Raw genomic sequence first — 21,266 nt, 5'->3', positions numbered from 1 at the left:
GTGCGCTCGAAGGTCTGTTACCACGCGGTCGACTCGCACACCGAGGGAATGCCGACCCGGGTCATCACCGGCGGGGTGGGTGTCCTGCCGGGCGCGACGATGTCCGAGCGACGGCAGCGGTTCATTGCGGAGCGCGACGGCCTGCGCACCCTGCTCATGTGCGAGCCGCGCGGGCACGGGGCCATGTCCGGAGCGATCCTCCAGCCACCGACCCGGCCGGACGCCGACTTCGGCGTGCTGTTCACCGAGGTCTCCGGCTGCCTGCCTATGTGCGGCCACGGCACCATCGGCGTGGCCACGGTCCTCGTGGAGACGGGCATGGTCGAAGCGGTCGAACCGGAGACCCTCATCCGTCTCGACACCCCCGCCGGCCTCGTCCTGGCACGGGTCGCCGTGCGCGACGGCCGCGCGGAGTCCGTCACCCTGGAGAACGTTGCCTCCTACAGCCACGCGCTGGACCAGGTCGTCGAGGTCGAGGGGTTCGGCCCAGTCCGATACGACATGGCGTACGGCGGCAACTTCTACGCCATCGTGCGCACCGAGGACCTCGGCATCCCCTTCGACCGGGGAGAGAAGGGGCGGCTGCTCGACGCGGGCCTGGCCGTCATGGGGGCGATCAACGAGCGGCACCCGGTGGTCCATCCGGAGAACCCCGCGATCGACGTCTGCCACCACGTCTATCTGGAGGCGCCCGGCTCGACCGCCGAGCACTCGCGGCACGCCATGGCCATCCACCCCGGGTGGTTCGACCGCTCGCCCTGCGGGACGGGAACCAGTGCCCGGATGGCCCAACTGCACGCGCGGGGACAGCTGAAGACCGGACAGGACTTCGTCAACGAGTCCTTCATCGGCTCGCGCTTCACGGGCCGGATCCTGGCGGAGACCACGGTCGGCGGCAGGCCCGCCGTGCTGCCCTCCGTCACCGGCCGCGCCTGGATCACCGGGACCGCGCAGTACCTGCTCGACCCCACGGACCCCTATCCGACGGGATTCACCGTATGACGGCCGACCCGCACACCGGGCCGATCGGGACGGCGTACACCGGGCCTATCGGGACGGTCGACTGGCACACCGGTGGCGAGCCGTTCCGGATCGTGCCCGTGTCCCCGCCGGCCGTGACCGGGCACGGGCCCACCGTCGCCGAGCGCCGCACAGCCGCCATGGCCGACGCCGGGGTGCAGTGGACCCGGGCCCTGCTGTGCGGCGAACCGCGCGGCCACGCCGACATGTACGGGGCCTTCCTGGTGCCGCCGGACGACGCGGGGGCCCACCTCGGCGCCCTCTTCTGGCACAGGGACGGCTTCTCCACGGCCTGCGGGCACGGCACGATCGCCCTCGGCGCCTGGGCGGTCGCCACCGGCCTGGTCCCGGCGTCGGCCGACGGCACGACGGACGTCGTCATCGACGTCCCCTCCGGCCGCGTCACGGCGAGCGTGCGCACGGTCGGTGGCCGGGTCGCGGACGTGACGTTCGTCAACGTTCCCGGCTATGTCCACGCGCGCGGCCTCGAGGTGGCCACCTCACAGCGAGCCGTCACCGTCGACATCGCCTTCGGCGGCGCCATGTACGCCGTGCTTCCGGCCTACCGGCTCGGCCTGCGGGTCCGGCCGCGGGACATCACCGCGATCGTCGCGGCCGGCCGCGAGATCCGCGACGCGCTGAACGCCGCCCATGCCGCCGAACACCCCGAGGACCCAAGGCTGTCCGGCGTCTACGGGACGGTGTTCACCGAGGAGGCCGGCGCCCCGGTCGAACGGCCCGACGGCACCTGGCTGCTGCACCACCGCAACGTCACGGTGTTCGCCGACGGCCAGGTCGACCGCTCCCCGTGCGGCTCGGGCACCGCGGCCCTGGTGGCGCTCCTCGCCGACACCGGGGAACTGCGCCTCGGCGACGCGCTGAGGCACGAATCGGTGGTGGGCTCCGTCTTCCGTGCCCGGATCGAGCGGCCGACCACGGTCCACGGTCGCCACGCGGTCGTCCCGGCCGTGACGGGCACCGCGTACGCCACCGGAACCAGCCGCTTCACCGTCGATCCCGACGACACCCTCGTACCCGGGTTCGTGCTGCGATGACGGTGACGCTCGACGCGGCGGACGTGTTCGCGCTCGGTCCGGCCGGGGCCGTCGCCGCGGTCCGGGAGGCGCTGGCCGGGGGACTCGATCCGGACGGCGACGTACCGCGGGCGGTCGTGCCGCTGGCCCACGGTCAGGGGCTGCTCATGCCCTCGGAGTCCGGCGGCTGGTTCGGCGTGAAGATCGCCACCGTCGCGCCCGGCAACGCCGCGCGCGGACTGCGGAGGATCAACGCCACGTATCTGCTGCACGACAGCGCGACCCTGACGCCGGTGGCCCTGCTGGACGGGGTGGCGCTGACGACCCTGCGCACCCCCGCCGTCTCGGTCGCGGCCTGCCTGGACCAGCTGCGCGCGCTCGCCGGCGGGGGCGGAGGGCTGCGCCTGGTGGTCTTCGGCGCGGGCCCCCAGGGGGAGGGGCACGTCGCCGCCGTACGGGCCCATGTCTCGGTGGCCGACGTCACGGTCGTCACCCGGCGCCGGGGGCCCGTGCCCGGCTGGGCGGACCGGCGCCTGACTGCGGACGGCGCGGGAGCGGCGGATTGGGTGCGACGCGCGGACGTCGTCGTCACCGCGACATCCGCGCGCGAACCGGTGGTCGACGGACGGCTGGTGCGCGACGGCGCGGTGGTGCTGGCGGTCGGCTCGCATGAACCGGACGCGCGTGAGCTCGACAGCGTGCTGATGGGGCGTGCCACCGTCCTGGTGGAGAGCCGCGCCACCGCCCTCCGCGAGGCGGGCGACGTCGTCATGGCGGTCCACGAGGGCTCGCTCGCCCCGGACGACCTCGTCACCCTGGCGGAGCTGACCGGTTCACAGGCGGACGTCCCGGCCGACCGCCCGCTGGTCGTGAAGACGTGCGGGATGGGTTGGCAGGACCTGGTGGTCGCCATCGCGGCCCACCGGCGGAAGGAGGGGAGGCCGGGGGAGCGGAGCTGACCGCCCTCCGGCGCCGCCTCCCGGAGGGGGCTTACGCCAACACGCGCCGCCCCGCGCGGACTTCGGTGCGACCCAACACCCGCCGCCCCGAACGGACTTCGGCGTCAGCGCGCGCCGAGCCTGCGGGACGGAGCGGCGCGTTCGGCTTCCCCCTTCCGGGCCGCCCACAGGGTCCGCACATGCGCCAGATGGCGGCGCATGTGCTCCTCGGCCCCCTCCGCGTCCCCCGCGATCATGATGTCCAGGAGCGCGGTGTGCTCCCGCGCCGAACCCGTCAGCGACCCCTCCTGGGACAGGTCGGTGAGTCCGTAGAGCCGGGAGCGCTTGCGCAGGTCGGCCACGGTCTCCACGAGGCGGGCGTTCCCGGCGAGGGCGAGCAGGTCGAGATGGAAGCGGCGGTCCGACTCCAGGTAGGCGATCAGGTCGCCGCCCTGCGCGGCGGTCACGATCTCCTCGGCCACCGGGCGCACCGCCTCCAACTGCTCGCGGGAGGCGGTGCGGGCCACGCGGCCGATGGTGGGGATCTCGATGAGCGCGCGGATCTCGGTGTACTCGTCCAGGTCGCGCTCGGAGAGCTCGGTGACGCGGAACCCCTTGTTGCGCACCGCCTCGACCAGGCCCTCGCGGACCAGATCCAGCATGGCCTCGCGCACGGGCGTCGCGGAGACGCCGTACTCGGCGGCGAGCGTGGGCGCCGAGTAGATCACGCCTGGCTCGAGTTCCCCCGCGATCAGCGCGGCGCGCAGGGCGTTGGCCACCTGGTCACGCAGATGCTCCTGCACCGAGATGAGTTTGCGGGACTTCAGCTCACTCATGCGTTCCCCTTCAATGATGTGGCACCGCACTATACAATGTCACGTTGCGCGGTGCCTCCTCGGCCGAAGGTCAGCGCTGTCAGCTGTCCAGCCGGCGGGTCATCCACTCCTCGACGCCGTCGACCGTACGGGGCAGCGTGCTGGAGAGCGGCTTCGCCCCGTCCGCGGTGATCACCAGGTCGTCCTCGATGCGCACGCCCATGCCGCGCAGCTCGGGCGGCAGCGTCTCGTCGTCTGGCTGGAGGTAGAGCCCGGGCTCGACGGTGGGGACGTGGCCCTCCTCCAGTACGCCGTCGAGATAGGTCTCCGCGCGGGCCCGCGCGCAGTCGTGCACGTCGATGCCGAGCATGTGCCCGCTGCTGCACAGGGTGTAACGGCGGTACAGGCCGCTGTCGTCGGCGAGCGCCTCCTCGGGCGGGACCGGCAGGATGCCCCACGCGTGCAGTCCCTCGGCGATGACGCGCATGGCCTCGCGGTGGAAGTCCCGGAATCGGGCCCCGGGACGCAGGGCGCCGATGGCGGCCTCCTGCGCGGCCAGCACCAGTTCGTAGACGTCCCGTTGGGCCGGCGAGAAGCGGCCCGACAGCGGGAGGGCGCGGGTGATGTCCGCGGTGTAGAGGGTGTCGGTCTCCACCCCCGCGTCGAGCAGGAGGAGCTGGGGCGGGTCGAGCGGTCCGTCGTTGCGGATCCAGCGCAGGACGCAGGCGTGCGCGCCCGCCGCCGCGATGGTCTCGTACCCCGTGCCGTTGCCCTCGCTCCGGGCACGCAGCTGGAACACGCCCTCGATCCAGCGTTCGCCCCGGGGGTGGCGCAGGGCGTCGGGCAGTGCGCGCGCGACGTCCTCGAAGCCCGCCGTGGTGTGGTCGACGGCCAGCTGGAGCTGGCCGACCTCCCAGGAGTCCTTCCGCAGCCGGAGTTCGGCGAGCGCGGTGTCCAACTCGGCGTCTCCCGCCGGAGTATGGGACCGGGCTGCCAGCAGACCGTCCACCCGGGCGTCGACGCCGGCGAGCAGGCGGGTCGGCGGCTGCGGGCCGGTGAGAGTTTCGCCAGGTCGTCGAGGTGGGCGCAGTGCAGCCCGGTCAGCGCCACCGTCTCGTCCAGGTCGGGGCGGCGGCCGACCCAGAACTCGCCATAGCGGCGGTCGCGGTAGAAGTCGCTGGTGTTCCGGGAGGAGCGGGGGCGGATATGGAGCACCGCCTCGTGCCCCTCGGGGCCGGAGGGTTCGAGGACCAGGACGTGGTCAGGCTGCTCCTCGCCGGTCAGCCCGGTCAGCCCGGTCAGCCCGGTCAGCCCGGTCAGCCAGGCGTAGGCGCTGTGCGGCCGGAAGCGGTGGTCGGTGTCGTTCGATCGGAGCTTGAGCGTCCCGGCGGGTATGACGAGCCGCTCGCCCGGGAAGCGGGCCGACAGCCGCTCCAGGCGGTCCGGCAGCAGGGCGCGCCCGGGGACCTGGGCGGCCCGCATCGAGGGGACACGTTTCGGTAACGGAGTGACGCACTGCTTGGCTGTGCAATGTCACATTACTATGTTACGTGTCACACCACGTGGATGCGGGCTCATTTTCCGGCCCTCTCCGCCTCCCGTTCCGCAAGCAGTCGCCCTCCGGGCCGCTCGGCCGCCCGGATCACCGGGCCCTTCCGGGCCGTCCCTTTCCTCCCGGCCCGATCCCGTATTCGTCCTCCGGCCTGTTTCCGGTCTGCCACGTCCCTTCCCTGTACGAGGAGTGCACCCATGTCCCGTCGCACCCGGATGCTGTCCGCATCCCTGAGCACCTCGCTCGCCCTGGCCCTGCTGGGGGCCTGCACCACGCAGGGAGGTGGCGACCGCGACCCGGACGGGCGACAGCCCGGGGTGGCGACCGGCACCGTCATCGGCGGCACGCCGAAGCGCGGCGGCACCCTGACCGTGCTGTCCAACCAGGACTTCGCCCACCTGGACCCGGCCCGCAACTGGGTCATGCCGACGATGGACTTCGGCACCCGGCTCATCTACCGCACCCTGACCACCTTCCGCGCCGGGCCCGGGAAGAAGGGCAGCGAGATCGTCCCCGACCTCGCGACCGACCTCGGCAGATCCTCCGACGGCGGGCGCACCTGGACCTTCACCCTCAAGCCCGGCCTCGTCTACGAGGACGGCACCCCGATCCGGGCCCGCGACATCAAGTACAACGTCGAGCGGTCCTTCGCCCCCGACCTCGCCGGCGGACCCGACTACGCCCAGCGTTACCTCGCCGACGCCGAGGGGTATGCCGGCCCGCTGGACGGCAAGCACCTCGCCTCGATCCGGACCCCCGACGACCGGACCATCGTCTTCGCGCTGCGCAGGACCGTCGCCGAGTTCTCCTACACGGTCACGCTGCCCACCTTCTCGCCCGTGCCCGAGTCCCGTGAGAAGGGCGTCCAGTACGACCTGCGACCCTTCTCCTCCGGCCCGTACCGCATCGAGAGCTACGCGCGCGGCAAGAAACTGGTGCTGGTCCGCAACACCCACTGGGACGCGGCGACCGACCCGGTGCGCAAGGCCTACCCCGACCGCATCGTCGTGATCCAGGGGCTCAAGGGCGGTCAGATCGACGACCGGATCATCGAGAGCGCGGGCGTCGACGCCTCCGCCGTCGAGTGGTCTGACCTCCAGCCCTCCAGCGTCGCCAAGGTCCTGCCGAAGCCGGAGATCCGTCAGCGGCTCTCCGCCGAGCGCACCGGCTGTACGGACATGCTCGCGCTGAACACCTCCCGGGCCCCGTTCGACGACCCGAAGCTCCGTCAGGCGATGCAGTACGCCGTCGACAAGGAGGCCCAGGTGACCGCCAACGGCGGACCGGCCCTCAATGACGTTGCCACCGCCTATCTGCCGCCATCCCTCACGGGCGGCCGTGCCGTCGCCCCGGTCCACGGCGGGCCGGCCACCGGTGATGTGAAGAAGGCCAAGAAGCTACTGGCCGAGGCGGGCGAGGCCGACGGCTTCGACACGACGATCACCGTGTCCACCGGGGACAAGACCCGCGCCGAGGCGCTCCAGCAGAGCCTGGACCGGGTCGGCATACGGCTGCGGATCGACACCGTCGACCCCTCGGTCTACTACGACACCATCGGTGACACCGCCAACGCCCCCGACATGGCCATCAGCGGCTGGTGCCCGGACTACCCCTCCGCCGCCACCTTCCTGCCGTTCGTCTTCGACGGCCGCACCATCAAGCCCAAGGGCAATCAGGGCAACGTCTCCCAGTTCCGCGACAAGGCCGTCGAGCGCCGCATGGACGAGATCGCCGCGATGTCCGACGCGAGCGCCGCCAACAAGGCGTGGACCGCGCTCGACCGGGAGATCCAGAGCACGTCCCCGGCCGTTCCCCTGCTCTGGGAGCGCAAGCCGCTGCTCGTCGGCGACAACATCGCCGGAGCCTTCGGGCACACCTCCTGGACCGGCCAGTTCGACTTCGCCGTGATCGGTCTCAAGGACCCGTCCCGAAGCAAGGGCTGAGGGGACGAGGACCCACTCCCATGAGCATCGTCACCGCCCCGGCCACCGGACCGGGCGACGCCCCGGCAGCCGGCGGCCGCAGATCACCTGCCCTGCCCGACTCCCCCTGGCGGTCCACCTGGCGCCGCCTGTGGGGCGACCGGGGCAGCCGGTCCGCCCTGATCGCCGCCGCCCTGCTGATCCTGGTCGCCCTCACCGCACCCCTGCTCAGCCGAATGGGCGGCTGGTCGCCCACCGCCTTCGACGCCGACGCCATCGACCCCTACCTCGGCGGCCTGCCCCACGGCACCCTCGGCGGCATCAGCGCCGAACACTGGCTCGGCGTCGAACCGGTCACCGGCCGCGACCTGTTCGCACGCGTCGTCCACGGTGCGCAGGTGTCCCTGCTGATCGCCTTCGCCGCCACCGCGATCGTCGTCGTCACCGGCACCGCCGCGGGCATCGCCGCCGGCTACTTCGGCGGGCGCGTCGACACCGTACTGAGCCGGCTGATGGACCTCACCATGTCCTTCCCCTCGCTCATCTTCATGATCGCGATGATGTCGGTGGCCAAGGACGTCAACCGGGTCGTGCTGATGACCGTCGTCATCGGCGTCTTCGGCTGGCCCGGCATCGCCCGCGTGGTGCGCGCCGAGGCGCTCTCCCTGCGCCACCGCGAGTTCGTCGAGGCCGCCCGCGCCTGCGGGAGCGGGCCCTGGCGCATCCTCACCCAGCAGGTGCTGCCCAACATCTCCGGGCCCGTCATCGCGTACACCACGCTGCTGATCCCCGGAATGATCAGCACGGAGGCGGCGCTCAGCTTCCTCGGGGTGGGCGTGCGCCCGCCCACCCCCTCCTGGGGCCAGATGATCGCCGAGGCCGTCGCCTACTACGAGACGGACCCCATGTACTTCATCGTCCCCAGCGCCTTCCTCTTCGTCGCCGTCCTCGCCTTCACGGTCCTCGGCGACGCGCTGCGCGACATCCTCGACCCCCAGGGAGGACGCCCGTGACCGCCTACCTGGTCCGCAGACTCCTCGGCGTGGCCGGCGTCCTCCTCGCCATCTGCGCCGTCACCTTCGTCATCTTCTACCTGCTGCCCGCCGACCCCGCCTCGGCGGCCTGCGGCAAGACGTGCAGCCCCGAACGGCTCGCGGAAGTAAGCCACTTCATGGGCCTGGACCAGCCAGTGTGGCGACAGTTCGGCGACTTCCTCGTCGGCATCTTCGCCGGCCGCGAGCTGGGAACCGGCCCCCACGCGCTGCAGTGCGGCTTCCCCTGCCTCGGCTACTCCTACGAGAACGCCCTGCCGGTGTGGGACCTGCTGATGGACCGCCTGCCCGTCTCCGTCTCCCTGGCGTTCGGCGCCGCCTGCCTGTGGCTGGTGCTCGGGCTGAGCGCCGGAGTGACCGCAGCCCTGCGCAAGGGAGGGCTGCTCGACCGCACCCTGATGGTCGGCGCGGTGGCCACCGCGTCCCTGCCCGTCTACTTCACCGCGGTGATGCTCCTGTACGGCCTGGTCCGGCTGGCCGGGCTGCTGCCCTATCCCGCCTACGTCCCGCTCACCGACGACCCCCTCGCCTGGGCGGCCAACCTGCTGCTGCCCTGGATCGCCCTGGCCCTGCTCTACGCCGCCATGTACGCCCGCCAGAGCCGCAGTTCGATGATCGAGACGATGGCGCAGCCGTACATCAGGACCGCCCGCGCCAAGGGTCTGCCCGCCCGGACCGTCGTGGTCAAACACGGGCTGCGGTCCGCGATGATGCCGGTCCTCACACTCTTCGGCATGGACCTCGGCGCCCTGCTGGCCGGAGCGGTCATCACCGAGTCCATCTTCGGCATCCCCGGCGTCGGCAGGCTCTTCTACGACGCCCTGCAACGCGCCGACCAGCCCGTCGTGCTCGGCGTCACCCTCCTCGCCGCCTTCTTCATCGTGGCGGCCAACGTCGTCATCGACCTCCTGTACGCCGTCGTCGACCCGAGGGTGAGGAACTGACCCGTGCCGCCCACCACCGAACCGGACCACCCCCTGCTGCGCGTCCACGACCTGCGGGTCGCCTTCGACACCCCCGCCGGAACCGTCCAGGCGGTCGACGGGGTCAACTTCACCGTGGAGGCCGGCCGCACCCTGGGGCTGGTCGGCGAATCCGGCTCCGGCAAGTCGGTCACCTCCCTCGCCGTGATGGGCCTGCACCGCAGGGCCAAGGTGAGCGGATCGATCACCCTCGCCGGACAGGAGCTCCTCGGCCTGAGCGACCGCCGCTTCGGCCGCCTGCGCGGACGCCGGATGGCCATGGTCTTCCAGGACCCGCTGTCCGCACTGCACCCCGCGTACACCGTCGGCGAACAGATCGCGGAGGCCCACCGCCACCACTTCGGCAGTGGCCGGCGCGTCGCCCGCAGACGAGCCGTGGAGATGCTCGGCGAGGTCGGCATCCCCGAACCGGCCCGCCGCGCGGGGGAGTACCCGCACCAGTTCTCCGGCGGCATGCGCCAGCGCGCCATGATCGCCATGGCCCTGTCCTGCGAACCCGAACTCCTCGTCGCCGACGAACCGACCACCGCGCTCGACGTCACCGTCCAGGCGCAGATCCTCGAACTGATCGCCCGGCTCCAGCAGGATCGCGGACTCGGCGTCCTGATGATCACCCACGACCTGGGCGTGGTAGCCCGCGTCGCCCACGACGTGCTCGTCATGTACGGCGGGCGCGGCGCCGAACAAGCCCCGGTGGACGAGCTGTTCCACAGCCCCGCGCACCCCTACACCCGGGGCCTCCTGGACTCCCTGCCCCGACTGGACGACCCGGACGACGCACCGCTGCGCGCGATCCCCGGCTCCCCGCCGTCGCCGGCCGAACCGAGACCCGGCTGCCCCTTCGAACCGCGCTGCCCCAGGGCCGCCGCCGCCACGGCCCCGGAGCGGGCCCGCTGCGCCGGGGAGAGCCCCCGCCCCGGGGCCGTGCCCGGCGGCGGCCGGCTGGTCGCCTGCCACCTGCCCCTCGTCCCGACCGTCCCGCAGTCCGGCCCGCCCGGCGGGGTCCCCGTACCGGCCGAGGAGGCCCGATGAAACCCACGCTCTCCAAGTCCCCTCTTCCCGCAGCGAGTTCCAAGGAGAATGGTGCCGCGTCCCTGCTGTCCGTACGCGGTCTGGTGAAGACGTTCCCCGGCCGCCGCGTCCTGGGCCGCGCCGCCGCGCCGGTCCGCGCGGTGGACGGCGTCGATCTGGAGCTCGCCGCAGGGGAGACCCTCGGGCTGGTCGGCGAGTCCGGCTGCGGCAAGTCCACCACGGGCCGGATGCTGGTCCGGCTGCTGGAACCCACCGCGGGGACCGTCGAGTTCGAGGGTAGCGACATCACGCATCTGTCCCAGCGCGAGCTGCGGCCGGTCCGGCAGCGCCTCCAGATCATCTTCCAGGACCCCCACGCTTCACTGAACCCCCGGCAGACCGTCGCCCGGAACATCTCCGAGCCCCTGCTGGTGCAGGGGGCCACGGTCCGGGCGGCGCGGGACCGGGCCGCCGAACTGCTAGACCTGGTGGGGTTGGGCTCCGAACACCTGGACCGGCACCCGTACCAGTTCTCCGGCGGCCAGGCCCAGCGCATCGGCATCGCCCGCGCCCTGGCGACCGGCCCCCGCCTGATCGTCGCCGACGAGCCGGTCTCCGCGCTCGACGTGTCTGTACAGGCTCAGGTCGTCAACCTGATGGAGCGTCTGGGGGGCGAGCTAGGCCTGTCGTTCCTCTTCATCGCTCACGACCTGTCCGTCGTGAAGCGGGTGTGCGACCGGGTTGCGGTGATGTATCTGGGCCGCATCGTCGAGATCGGCGACAAGCGCGAGCTGTACGACAGGCCGGCGCACCCCTATACCCGGGCGCTGCTCTCGGCGGTCCCGCTGCCCGACCCGGCGGTGGAGCGCCGCCGGGAGCGGATTCTCCTGCTCGGCGACCCGCCGAGCCCGGCCTCCCCGCCCAGCGGCTGCGGCTTCCATCCGCGCTGCCCCAAGGCGCAGGCCGTGTGCCGTACCGAGCGGCCGCTGCTCCAGGTCGTGGGCTCCGGCGCGCGTACAGCGGCCTGTCACTTCCCCGAAACGGGCTGAGAGGCCCCCTGCGGCCCGCCACACGCCCGGCAGGCCACCCCGCCCCGCCTTGCCGCGTTCACCGGAAAGTCGTAGCTGGTTCGACCGCATGCCTTCCCAGTGCTGTGTCACCTGTGCAATTGTACATGGTACAGGGTGTGGGCATGTCAACGCCGGATACCGACCCCATTCCGTCCGGCTGACAACACGGCACGACAACACCCCCTGCCCCACGCCCTGTGCACCCCATCGGTCACGCATGCGCGTGCCTCCGATCCCTCATGGGAGGAAACAACGTGAGAACCCCACTCATCCGCCGAGGTGTGGGTGCCGTTCTGCCCCTAGCTTTGGCCGGGTTAATGAGCGTCGCGCTGCTCGCGCAACCAGCCCAAGCGCAGTCGAACCCCCCTTCGGCCGCCACGGCATCGAACGCGTCCCAGCCGTCCCGCCTCGCCGGGTCGGCCGACCCCGCGCCGCAGGCGCAGCAGTCCCCTACTTCGGACACCGGCCACCAGGCCAAGGGCCGGTTGAAAGCGTCCCAGCTCCCCCCGCTGAGCGCCGACAAGTCCCCCCTCAAGGAGGCCTACGGCGAGTACGACGCCCCGTCGAAGCAGAGCTCGGGCAAGACGTCCTCGGCGAAGGCGGCCGCCGCGTGCGACCCGGCCGACTTCACCGGACGCACCGGAAGCGAACTGGTGCGCTTCATCAAGGCGTCCACCACGGGCTGCGTGAACACCCTGTTCAGGCTGACCGGCAACGACGCCCAACTGGCTTTCCACGAAGCTCAGATGACCTCGGTGGCTTACGCGCTGCGCGACAACGCGGCCTCCTACCCGGGTGACGGCAGCACCGGTACCCCGCAGCTCGTGCTGTACCTCCGCGCCGGGTACTACGTGCAGTGGTACAACCCGGACGTCGTCGGACCGTACGGCCCCACCCTCCAGACCGCCATCCGCTCAGGCCTCGACGGCTTCTTCGCCAGCCCCCGGTCGCGTGACGTCACCGACGCCAACGGCGACGCGCTCTCCGAGGCCGTCATCCTGATCGACAGCGCCCAGGAGAACGCCCGGTACATCTCCGTCGTCAAGCGGATGCTGGCCGACTACGACTCCTCCTGGAACGCGTCCTCACGGATGCTCGCCGCGGTCAACAACGTCTATACGGTGACCTTCCGAGGCCATCAGGTACCCGCGTTCGTCAGCGCCGTCGAGTCGGACCCAAGCCTCATCGACTCCCTGTACCGCTTCGCCGCCGACCACCTTTCCCTGCTCGAAGGAGACCAGGCTTCCCTGACCTCCAACGCCGGACGGGAGCTGGGCCGCTTCCTCCAGCACCCGAACCTGCGAAACAAGGTACGCCCGCTGGCCACCGCCCTGCTCCGGGACACCTCCATCGCCGGACCCACCGCCCCGCTCTGGGTGGGCATAGCGGAGATGGCCGACTACTACGACAAGGCGAACTGCGCCACGTACGGCGTCTGCGACCTCCAGGAGCGCCTCAAGCGCGAGGTCCTGCCGGTCCGTCACACCTGTAGCCCCAGCATTCGCATCCTGGCCCAGCAGATGACGTCCGCCGATCTGAGCGCCACCTGCACCAGCCTCATCCAGCAGGACGCCTACTTCCACCGGATCGCCAAGGACAACGGCCCGGTCGCCGATGACAACAACACGGCCATCGAGGTGATCGCCTACGACTCCAGCGACGACTACCAGACCTACGCCGGCGCGATGTACGGGATCGACACCAACAACGGCGGCATGTACCTGGAGGGCGACCCCTCCGTCGTGGGCAATCAGCCGCGCTTCATCGCCTACGAGGCCGAGTGGCTGCGACCTGACTTCCGCATCTGGAACCTCAACCACGAGTACACCCACTACCTCGACGGCCGCTTCACCATGCACGGCGATTTCGCCGACAACATGACCACCCCCACCATCTGGTGGGTCGAGGGCTTCGCGGAGTACATCTCCTACCACTACCGCGAGGAGCCTTACACCGCGGCGTTCACCGAGGCGGGCAAGGGCACCTACGCCCTGTCAACCCTCTTCAGCACCGACTACAGCCACGACACGACCCGCGTCTACCGCTGGGGCTACCTCGCCGTGCGGTACATGCTGGAGAAGCACCCCGCCGACCTGGACAAGGTGCTCGCCCACTACCGCGCCGGCGAGTGGAGCGCCGCCCGCACCTACCTCACCAGCACCGTGGGCACCCGCTACGACAGCGACTGGAAGACCTGGCTCGCGGCATGCGCCGCCGGTGACTGCGGTGGCGACGGCCAGCCCGGCAACAAGGCGCCCACCGCCGAGTTCACGGCCGTGGTCAAGGACCTGACGGTCACGCTCACCGACCGCTCCACCGACGCCGACGGCACCATCGCCTCCCGCTCCTGGGACTTCGGCGACGGCACCACCTCCACCCAGGCCAACCCCGCCAAGACCTACAGCGCCGCGGGCAGCTACACCGTCCGGCTGACCGTGACCGACGACAAGGGCACCACGGCCACCACCACCCGGACGGTCACCGTGACCAGCGGCTCCACCGTCGGCGAGTGCACCGCCTCCGACGTCCGGGTACTGGGCAAGAACTGCCGCCGTGGCAACCTCTCCGCCACCACCGGCAACTACGCCTACCACTACCTGAACATCCCGGCCGGCACCAAGACGCTGAAGATCACCATCAGCGGTGGCACCGGCAACGCCGACCTCTACTACAGCAACTCCACCTGGGCCACCACCGATTCGCACACCAACCGGGCCACCGGACCCGGCAACTCCCACACCCTGACGATCAGCAACCCACCGTCCGGCGTCAACTACATCAGCCTCCACGCGGCAGCCGCCTTCAGCGGCGCCACCGTCACCACCGCGTACTGACCCACCACTTCACGCCCCGCCGGGGTCGGTGCCATCGGCGCCGGCCTCGGCTCGGCTCTGCACTGGCGGCGGCGGCGGCGGTGGTGGGCGGCGGTGGTGGTGGAGGCAGTGGTGGCCAGTCGGACTCCACTGTCACTGCCTGCACATACAGTCGAAGCATCACTCGGGGGAGCACTCACGTCGCCCTGGTCGTGGACGCCTCAGGTTCCATGTAACAGCACCAGAGTCAGCTCATCCGCGTCGTGGACGAGCTTCTTTCGAAGGTCCTGATGTCCATGCCGGGGATCGGCGTCAGGACCGGAGCCAGGATCCTGATCGAGGCCGGCGACGGCAACACTTTCCCGACCGCCAGCAACCTCGCCGCCTAGCAGGACTCGCACACGCGACCCGCAGTTCCGGGTCGTCGATCCGCGGTGAACGGCCGTCCCGGAGAGGAAACAAGCAACTCAAGCGGGCCTTCTTCCTCTCCGCGTTCGCTGCTTGGGTGACCCGGTATCGCGGGCCCACTACTACCGGCACACCACCGTCCACCTGGGCATGCTCGATTTCCCTGGCGTCGTCGCGCGCATCGACACCAAGCAGCGAAACGAGGATGCGAGGCCGGAGGCGTGACGACGACGAAGTGTTCCTACGTGGCAAGTCCGGCACTGCTATGACGCTGAAGCTGGTCTAGCTCGCTTCCATCCCTGACGTTGCCGGTCGGGCGCAACGCTGCAAACACGGCACTTGCCCTGGGGCACCCTCGGTATCCTGTTTCCTTCGCCTGCAGGCGGAGTCACACGGGAGCAGTTCATCCATGACTCCACGACCGATCCGTCTGTTTCCTGTTGCCGACGCCGAGCGTCACGCCAAAGGACGTCAGAAGATGCACGGCCTTGCTCTGTACATCTCACACGTATGGGAAGCTGCCGCCACCACCTCTACATCGCTCTGCCGCGAGCACGGCATGCATGTGACACCGAACGGATCGCTCTGGAGATTGCCCCCGCTCTGGCGGCGATCCGGACCCTCGACCTGGAGGTGATCTGCAACAGCCAGAGCCCTGCCGACAAGGACCGGTACCGAAGTCTCCTCGCGTCCGATCCACAGGGACAAGTCGTCCGGGGGCTTGTGCTGCTGCGGAACGCGGATATCCATCTGCCGGCCACCGTCGATGTCCAGACTGATCGCATTATCGGGGGTCTGAACCACGTCCGGGTGTTTCCTTCCTGGCAGCCTGTCCCAGGAGATCAAGGAGCTGACCAAACGCACGACCAAGGCCGTCCGGTCCACTCGGCCGCAGCTGCTGGAGCTGGTGGGAGTTGGCCCCGACAGTGCTGCGGTCCTCCTCATCGCCGCAGGCGACAATCCTGACAGGCTCACCGATGAGGCGTCATTCGCTGCCCTGTGCGGTGTCAGCCCGGTCGAGCAGTCCTCCGGCAAGACCCGGCGACGGCGACTGAATCGCGGCGGCCACCGGCAGGCCAACGCCGCTCTCTACCGCATCGTCCAGTCCCGCATACGCTGGGACGAACGCACCCAGGCCTACCTGCAGCGACGCACCGCCGAGGGCATGTCCAGGCGCGAGATCATCCGCTGCCTCAAACGCTACGTCGCCCGAGAGCTCTACCGACACATCCGGCCTCCGGCGACCACAGCGACGCCTCCTGCCGCTTGACGAACCATAGGGGCATCCTCAACGTCCACAAAGCAGCCGGCCTGAGAGAGTTCGCCGAAACCCGCGACTGGCTGACCATCTACTACCTGCCGCCCTACGCACCCGACCTCAACCCCGTCGAGGGCATCTGGTCACTCCTACGGCGCGGATGGCTCTCGAACGTCGCCTTCAGCACCCCCGAACACCTCGTCCAGACCGTCCGGCGCGGCCTGCGGCACATCCAGTACCGCAGCCACCTCATCGACGGCTGTCTCACCAAGACCGGCCTGACCATCCGACCGGCCTGACCATCAGCACGACATCCCGAGTTCAACCTCAGTAGGTCAGGGGATCACATGGAGGGGTAGAAGAGGCTCAACCGTGGCTGTGGACCTCCTCGCGGTCGACTGCTTCAAGCCTCACGAACTCCGTCTCGACCCTTCCAGGACGGCGGCCGCCGCGCCGGTTCCCTGGACGAGGTCCGGTTTACGGACATCGAGCACCTGGAGTTCGACCTGTAGGGCTGCCCCGAACAGTAGGCTGGCCCGGACCAATTGGTCCGGGCCAGCTCTGCATCAGTGGCCAGTTGGCGTTGAGCGCCGGTGGTTGCTCTTCCGAGGCCGTGATGGATTGCAGGTACTCAGCCTTGTCGCACCCGGTGCCCTTTCCCCCACCTACTTCCCTTCGTGTGCCTCCACGGCCAGTGCGAGAGAAGTCGTGCTCAATCGTCGTGCCGTGATGTTCTTGTTGTCTTCGTAGCGAGCCATGACGTCCAGAGCCGCTGGCGTCTCGCACGGCCGGTCAACCTCACGGAGAGCACGAACGTCAGCGCGGTCAGACGCCCCTGCGCCGTCGCGCTCGACCAGGACGACAACTTCTCGCGCATCGCACATCGGGTTGTCGCAATACACCTCCAGTCGGCCTGGGGCATCCGGTCGGTCACCGGAACCCAAAATCGCCGCGCGCCCGCCGCAGAAGTAGCAGGGCAGGTGCTCCGTACCTTGCCGCGCCCATGGCACTTCACGGGCTACTCACTCTGTCTCAGCCATCCTGAAACCCCCCTCCAGCGCTCCGCAGACCGGGCGATACAGCCCCGTTCATTGCCGCGAGAAACCCTATGCCCAGTCGAGACCGTGGTTGGCGAGGGCGGTGAGTTGGTCGGTGTTCAGCCGGTCTCGATGGCGCGGGTTCTTGAAGACTGGTTCTGGATCACTTTCAGTGGCAGGACCACGGAGGGCCACCGAAACCGCGATCATGAACGGTTTGGGGCGCTGAGAAGGACGCGCTTGCGGTCACCGTCCACTCACCGGAGGAGCGGAGCTGCGGAGTCCAGACGATCCACGATGCAGACGAGCAAGACCACAGCGGCGTAGCCGATGAGTTCCGGTGTGCTGGGGCTCTCTCGTGGACCGCGAGGACGTCGACGCACCGGCGGGCCAGCGCAGCGCTGACAGGTCGAGGTAGAACGGCAGGCCGTGCAAGCGGTCCGTGATCACCGTACGGACGGGAGCGGGGATGAGGGGGGTGCCGTCGGTTTCGAGGCGACAGGCGAGGTAGTCATCGCAGCCCTCCGGGCGAAGTCACCGACCAGGACCTGCCGGCCCAGCGCAAAGGGCCGCGGGCCTGCGGGACGGCGGGGCCGGGAGGAGAGCGCGAGGCCGGGCTAGCAGGCGGGACCGGTGTAGTCGAGCTGGCCCTGCAGGGCGGTGTCGGCCCACTAGAGGCGGGAGCGGCTGGTGATGACGAAAAACGGGTTGGGCATCAGCCACACCACCTGCTGGATCACGTGTTCCAGGTCTCGGCGGGTGCGATCGTCGGTGTCCTCGAACGACTACGACACGGCCTGCGCCAGATCCAATACCGCAGCTGCCTCGTCGATAGATGCCTCACCGGAACAGGACTCACCCTAACGACATCGCGCCTACAACCTCAGTATTGGGCAAGCCGCTGCCGAAGGGCCGCCGTGCCTCACGGACGGCGGCCCTCCTCATGGTGCGCGGACCTGCTACTCGCCAGGCTCTACCTGGAAGTGGCTGCCATTGGAGCCCGGCGGGTCGGTTTGGTCCCGTTTCAGCCTTGGTGTGGGCTCAAGGGCCGGGCGAAGCCTTTGGTCAGCAGGACACCACGGCCGAGACGGTGGCGGTCGACGGGGGCCAGCCCCACTGGTTCACGGAGAAGCTGCCGGTGACCGTCGAACCGCACGGCACGGTAGTGACGATACTGCCGACCGAGGTCGTGCCCGCCTGCACGAGCACGGTCGGGTTGATGGGCGCGATCGGAGCGCCGCCGACAACCGTGCCGGAGACCGTGAAGCCGACCTGCTGGGGCTGCCACCCGGAGTTGGTCGTGGCTGCGACCCCGTAGAAGCGCACCTGGTTGCCGGTCACCTCGACACAGGCTCGGGTCAGTAAGATCCCGGGCGCACCGGGAGTGCCGCAGGTGATGACGGGGCCGGCCGACCCGGTCGGCGCGGTCGGCGCGGCGACGGCTTCCTGGCCGGTGGCCAGGGCAGCCAGGGTCGCGGCGGCGACCGCAACAGCGGCAAGACTCTTCATGGGGTCTCTCTCTTTCGTTGCCCTCACTGGAGAGCAATGTGAAATGTCACATACCTTTCGGGTGAAATCATGGCAGTGCATCCAGGGGCAGCGCCGGATTCCGAGGTAAAAAGTACCTTTTCTGCTTGTTTCGGCCAATAACTGGCCTGAATGCCGCGTCAGTGGCCACGCGGGAAGTTGCCGCACGTGCACCGGTGTCGGCGGTGAAGGAGGCGGTCGCACTCGAACGCGTTCCGGTGACGGGCCCGCTTACCCGAACGGTCGATCTCCCGCGAGATCGAGGCTGTCGGCCGATCACGTCTGTACGAGTCCGGTGCGATGAGCTTGCGGGAGATCGCGAAGGAGACCGGGCTGAACCGTCGTACGGTCGGCAAGTACTTGTCGGGCGAGACGCCGGTCGCGCCGCCGCGGCGGGCTCCCAACGGTCAGCCGTACCAGCGGGTGGTGGACGAGGTCGCGCCGTTGATCGACGCGATGCTGCGGGCCGAGATCCTGCTCAAGGGGGCGGTAATCCACGAACGCCTGGTGGCGGAGTATGGGTTCACCATCAACTACCAGCGCGTCAAGATCTACTTGCAGGAGGCCCGGCCCGCAGCATCGCGACATCCGCGAGGCAGTCCCCGCCCGCCGCGACCGCCAGGGCCACGTCCAGCAAGATCTTCCCTGCACCGCCCGAGGCCGCCGTGACGGCGCGAGCGCCGTCGATATCGCGGTGTCCAGGCCGCTCTTGCGGACCGTCTCGACCAGCAGCACCCCTCCGGCCTGGGATACCACCGCCCTCGATGCGGACACGCGGATAGGACCCGATACGCTTCTTCACCTGGGGAGTGCTTCTTTCACGCGACGACCCGGACCCTAGACGAGACCCATCGTTGCAGTTCAGGAGCACTCTTCGCGTTTCCGATCATGCATCGGACACCCAGCCGCGTGAAAGCGCGAGGCTAGGCTACGCCGCGCTTCATCGGCCCTGATCCAACCCGCCTGCTTGACGCTCGCCCACTACGTATCCGCGAACCCTTGCGGATCGCAGCTGCGTATCGACCTTCATGCAGCAGTTGGTTGGCGGGCGTGCACTGCGGACTCGCGGATTCCCTAGCGCCCCCCCGTACTGGTTGTCCCGGCGGCAGGAGGCGCCCGCTGTCGCCAGGGCAAGACCTACCGGTCCCCGACCGCGCCGGTTTTGCGGGACCCCTAAGACCTGTCCCGTAAGTGCTGGTCACCGGTGAGATGATCTTGCTGTGGCTGGTGTGATCACGGCGTCGGAGCCGTCTTGGATAGCCCCGTTCACGGGGCTGAGCCCGCGCGTCTTCAGCAAGTTGGTGACTGCGCTGCGCCGCGAGGGCGCGGATCCGGTGCGTAAGGGCCGCCCGTGGTCTCTTCCGCTGGAGGACCGGGTGCTGCTGGTAGCGGCGTACTGGCGAACAAACCTGACGTTGCGCCAGCTCGCCCCGCTCTTCGGTATCTCGAAGTCCGCGGCCGACCGCATCATCGACCACCTCGGCCCATCGCTCGCGCTGCAGCCCCGCAAGCGGTTCCGCAAGGACACCGTGCTCATCGTGGACGGCACCCTGGTACCCACCCGCGACCACACCATCGCCGAGCAGTCCAAGAACTACCGGTACTCCACCAACCACCAGGTCGTCATCGACGCCGACACCCGGCTCGTCGTCTTGGTCGGCCGGCCCCTGCCCGGCAACCGCAACGACTGCAAGGCATGGGAGGAGTCCGGCGCGAAGGCCGCCGTCGGCAAGACCATGACGATCGCCGACGGCGGCTATCCGGGCACCGGGCTCGTGATGCCCCACCGCCGCCGCAAAGGCGAAGAGCTACCCGACTGGAAACAGGCCCACAACACGTCCCACAAACAGGTCCGCGCCCGCGTCGAGCACGTCTTCGCCCGCATGAAGACCTGGAAGATCCTCCGCGACTGCCGCCTCAGAGGCGACGGCGTCCACCACGCCATGCTCGGAATTGCCCGCCTGCACAACCTCAACCTCGCCGGATAGGCAAACGGCCGGACTCGTCACCACCCACGTCCACACCAGTCAGAGACCATTTACGGGACAGGTCTTAGATGCGGTGTGCCGTATCCATCTTCGTGAGCGGACGGCCGTCGCTCTCCGCGTCCCGCAAGGCTTCCAACGTCGCCTCCGCCTGAATCCCGTAGGGGGTGACGATGCCGGTGTCCTTGCCCTCGCGAGGTGGTAGTCCACCAGTGCTTTGGCGATCAATGATCCGAGGGCTCGTGCAGAGGGCCTAACCGTGGCATCCTGTTTCGTCCCGAGGAGGAGGAACGGACTGTTGGCCATGACGCTCGTTTGACGCTCTGGGCGCCAGCACGCGGTACCGCGAGCCATAATAGGGGCTCTGAACTGGGCTTTTCCGAGACTCTCCCAGGCCGACATCTTTCCGATGACGCATCATGTGGAGTGCGTGGCGATTCTTGAACCGGTCGCGAAGGGCGCCTGACCTGCGGTCGCGCGGCCCAGGCGGGTCGCTCGACCTGTTTTCCTCCGTGGAACGGTTCGAGGGGACGAATCGACCACCCGAAACTGCCTGACCTGCGGTTTCACTGCGAATGCGACCACTTGGACGATGGTTTCAGGACCTTGGTCCAGCATTCTTGGCGCTTGAATGACGCTTGCCCTGGAAGATCAGCCTGGTCGTACGGCTCTGGTCGCAGGTGGCGAACATCGTGGCTGCACGGGATACCGGATGACACCGGTGATCCGGGTGGCAGCAGCAGGTCTTCCGTTCGAGCTCTCGGCTCGGGCCACCGGATGAGGACAGTCAGTACCTCAAGCCTCGGTAATGGAGTCAGAGCCTCCCGAAGCCCCCGCCACA

General features: G+C 69.6%; 12 protein-coding genes and 6 pseudogenes. 14 read left to right on the top strand and 4 right to left on the bottom strand.

Annotated features, from left to right (window positions below):
- From ACZ6S6_RS24770 to ACZ6S6_RS24760, 3 genes are read left to right on the top strand one after another with little or no spacing between them, the layout of a single operon-like run.
- Window positions 1-1,002, top strand: a complete 1,002-nt coding sequence (locus ACZ6S6_RS24770) for a proline racemase family protein (RefSeq protein WP_362966693.1) — start codon at window positions 1-3, stop codon at window positions 1,000-1,002.
- Window positions 999-2,075, top strand: coding sequence for a proline racemase family protein (locus ACZ6S6_RS24765; RefSeq protein ID WP_362966695.1), 1,077 nt, complete (start codon window positions 999-1,001; stop codon window positions 2,073-2,075). Before ACZ6S6_RS24770 ends, ACZ6S6_RS24765 begins: the two co-directional genes overlap by 4 nt.
- Window positions 2,072-3,013: an ornithine cyclodeaminase family protein gene (locus ACZ6S6_RS24760; RefSeq protein WP_362966697.1), complete on the top strand. Its 942-nt coding sequence runs from the start codon at window positions 2,072-2,074 to the stop codon at window positions 3,011-3,013. The genes ACZ6S6_RS24765 and ACZ6S6_RS24760 overlap by 4 nt, the downstream gene beginning before the upstream one ends.
- 104 nt (window positions 3,014-3,117) lie before the next feature.
- On the opposite strand, the gene ACZ6S6_RS24755 is transcribed toward ACZ6S6_RS24760, so the two are convergent.
- On the bottom strand, window positions 3,118-3,828 hold the full coding sequence (locus ACZ6S6_RS24755; protein ID WP_362966699.1) for a GntR family transcriptional regulator: 711 nt from the start codon (window positions 3,826-3,828) through the stop codon (window positions 3,118-3,120).
- 79 nt (window positions 3,829-3,907) lie between these two features.
- Window positions 3,908-5,289: pseudogene (locus ACZ6S6_RS24750) on the bottom strand (aminopeptidase P family protein).
- A 267-nt stretch (window positions 5,290-5,556) separates the two neighbouring features.
- On the opposite strand from ACZ6S6_RS24750, the gene ACZ6S6_RS24745 reads away from it, so the two are divergent.
- From ACZ6S6_RS24745 to ACZ6S6_RS24700, 10 genes and pseudogenes are all read left to right on the top strand, one after another.
- On the top strand, window positions 5,557-7,302 hold the full coding sequence (locus tag ACZ6S6_RS24745) for an ABC transporter substrate-binding protein (RefSeq protein ID WP_469706965.1): 1,746 nt from the start codon (window positions 5,557-5,559) through the stop codon (window positions 7,300-7,302).
- A gap of 20 nt (window positions 7,303-7,322) precedes the next feature.
- Window positions 7,323-8,294 (top strand): ABC transporter permease, encoded by a 972-nt coding sequence (locus ACZ6S6_RS24740; protein ID WP_362966704.1) that lies wholly within the window; start codon window positions 7,323-7,325, stop codon window positions 8,292-8,294.
- Entirely contained in the window at window positions 8,291-9,277 is a 987-nt protein-coding gene (locus tag ACZ6S6_RS24735; RefSeq protein ID WP_362966706.1) for an ABC transporter permease, read from the top strand. The genes ACZ6S6_RS24740 and ACZ6S6_RS24735 overlap by 4 nt, the downstream gene beginning before the upstream one ends.
- Before the next feature lie 3 nt (window positions 9,278-9,280).
- Window positions 9,281-10,348, top strand: a complete 1,068-nt coding sequence (locus ACZ6S6_RS24730; protein ID WP_362966708.1) for an ABC transporter ATP-binding protein — start codon at window positions 9,281-9,283, stop codon at window positions 10,346-10,348.
- Entirely contained in the window at window positions 10,345-11,376 is a 1,032-nt protein-coding gene (locus ACZ6S6_RS24725; protein WP_362966710.1) for an ABC transporter ATP-binding protein, read from the top strand. The genes ACZ6S6_RS24730 and ACZ6S6_RS24725 overlap by 4 nt, the downstream gene beginning before the upstream one ends.
- A gap of 338 nt (window positions 11,377-11,714) precedes the next feature.
- On the top strand, window positions 11,715-14,231 hold the full coding sequence (locus ACZ6S6_RS24720) for a collagenase (RefSeq protein WP_362966712.1): 2,517 nt from the start codon (window positions 11,715-11,717) through the stop codon (window positions 14,229-14,231).
- Window positions 14,232-14,476: 245 nt separating this feature from the next.
- Window positions 14,477-14,747 (top strand): annotated as a pseudogene (locus tag ACZ6S6_RS24715) (IS110 family transposase); the annotation flags it as partial.
- A 700-nt stretch (window positions 14,748-15,447) separates the two neighbouring features.
- Window positions 15,448-15,888: pseudogene (locus tag ACZ6S6_RS24710) on the top strand (transposase); the annotation flags it as partial.
- A 17-nt stretch (window positions 15,889-15,905) separates the two neighbouring features.
- Window positions 15,906-16,175: pseudogene (locus ACZ6S6_RS24705) on the top strand (transposase); the annotation flags it as partial.
- Between the two features lie 132 nt (window positions 16,176-16,307).
- Window positions 16,308-16,388: pseudogene (locus tag ACZ6S6_RS24700) on the top strand (telomere-protecting terminal protein Tpg); the annotation flags it as partial.
- A gap of 1,590 nt (window positions 16,389-17,978) precedes the next feature.
- Here the strand turns inward: ACZ6S6_RS24700 and ACZ6S6_RS24695 are convergent.
- Both ACZ6S6_RS24695 and ACZ6S6_RS24690 read right to left on the bottom strand, forming a co-directional pair.
- Window positions 17,979-18,422, bottom strand: coding sequence for a hypothetical protein (locus ACZ6S6_RS24695; protein ID WP_362960266.1), 444 nt, complete (start codon window positions 18,420-18,422; stop codon window positions 17,979-17,981).
- Between the two features lie 574 nt (window positions 18,423-18,996).
- A pseudogene (locus ACZ6S6_RS24690) lies at window positions 18,997-19,242 on the bottom strand (IS1380 family transposase); the annotation flags it as partial.
- A 418-nt stretch (window positions 19,243-19,660) separates the two neighbouring features.
- On the opposite strand from ACZ6S6_RS24690, the gene ACZ6S6_RS24685 reads away from it, so the two are divergent.
- A complete protein-coding gene (locus ACZ6S6_RS24685) occupies window positions 19,661-20,428 on the top strand; it encodes a transposase (protein ID WP_469706964.1) in 768 nt (255 codons plus the stop codon).
- Window positions 20,429-21,266: the final 838 nt, after the last annotated feature.

This window comes from Streptomyces sp. NPDC048671, assembly GCF_055587045.1.
The sequence above is the reverse complement of the archived record's forward strand: the minus strand, read 5'-3'. Positions and strand labels throughout refer to the sequence as shown.

Coding starts and splice junctions, on each gene's coding strand:
- ACZ6S6_RS24720 (WP_362966712.1), top strand. CDS start 11,715: ATGAGCGTCGCGCTGCTCGCGCAACCAGCCCAAGCGCAGTCGAACCCC.
- ACZ6S6_RS24755 (WP_362966699.1), bottom strand. CDS start 3,828: ATGAGTGAGCTGAAGTCCCGCAAACTCATCTCGGTGCAGGAGCATCTG.
- ACZ6S6_RS24745 (WP_469706965.1), top strand. CDS start 5,557: ATGTCCCGTCGCACCCGGATGCTGTCCGCATCCCTGAGCACCTCGCTC.
- ACZ6S6_RS24725 (WP_362966710.1), top strand. CDS start 10,345: ATGAAACCCACGCTCTCCAAGTCCCCTCTTCCCGCAGCGAGTTCCAAG.
- ACZ6S6_RS24740 (WP_362966704.1), top strand. CDS start 7,323: ATGAGCATCGTCACCGCCCCGGCCACCGGACCGGGCGACGCCCCGGCA.
- ACZ6S6_RS24760 (WP_362966697.1), top strand. CDS start 2,072: ATGACGGTGACGCTCGACGCGGCGGACGTGTTCGCGCTCGGTCCGGCC.
- ACZ6S6_RS24765 (WP_362966695.1), top strand. CDS start 999: ATGACGGCCGACCCGCACACCGGGCCGATCGGGACGGCGTACACCGGG.
- ACZ6S6_RS24695 (WP_362960266.1), bottom strand. CDS start 18,422: ATGAAGAGTCTTGCCGCTGTTGCGGTCGCCGCCGCGACCCTGGCTGCC.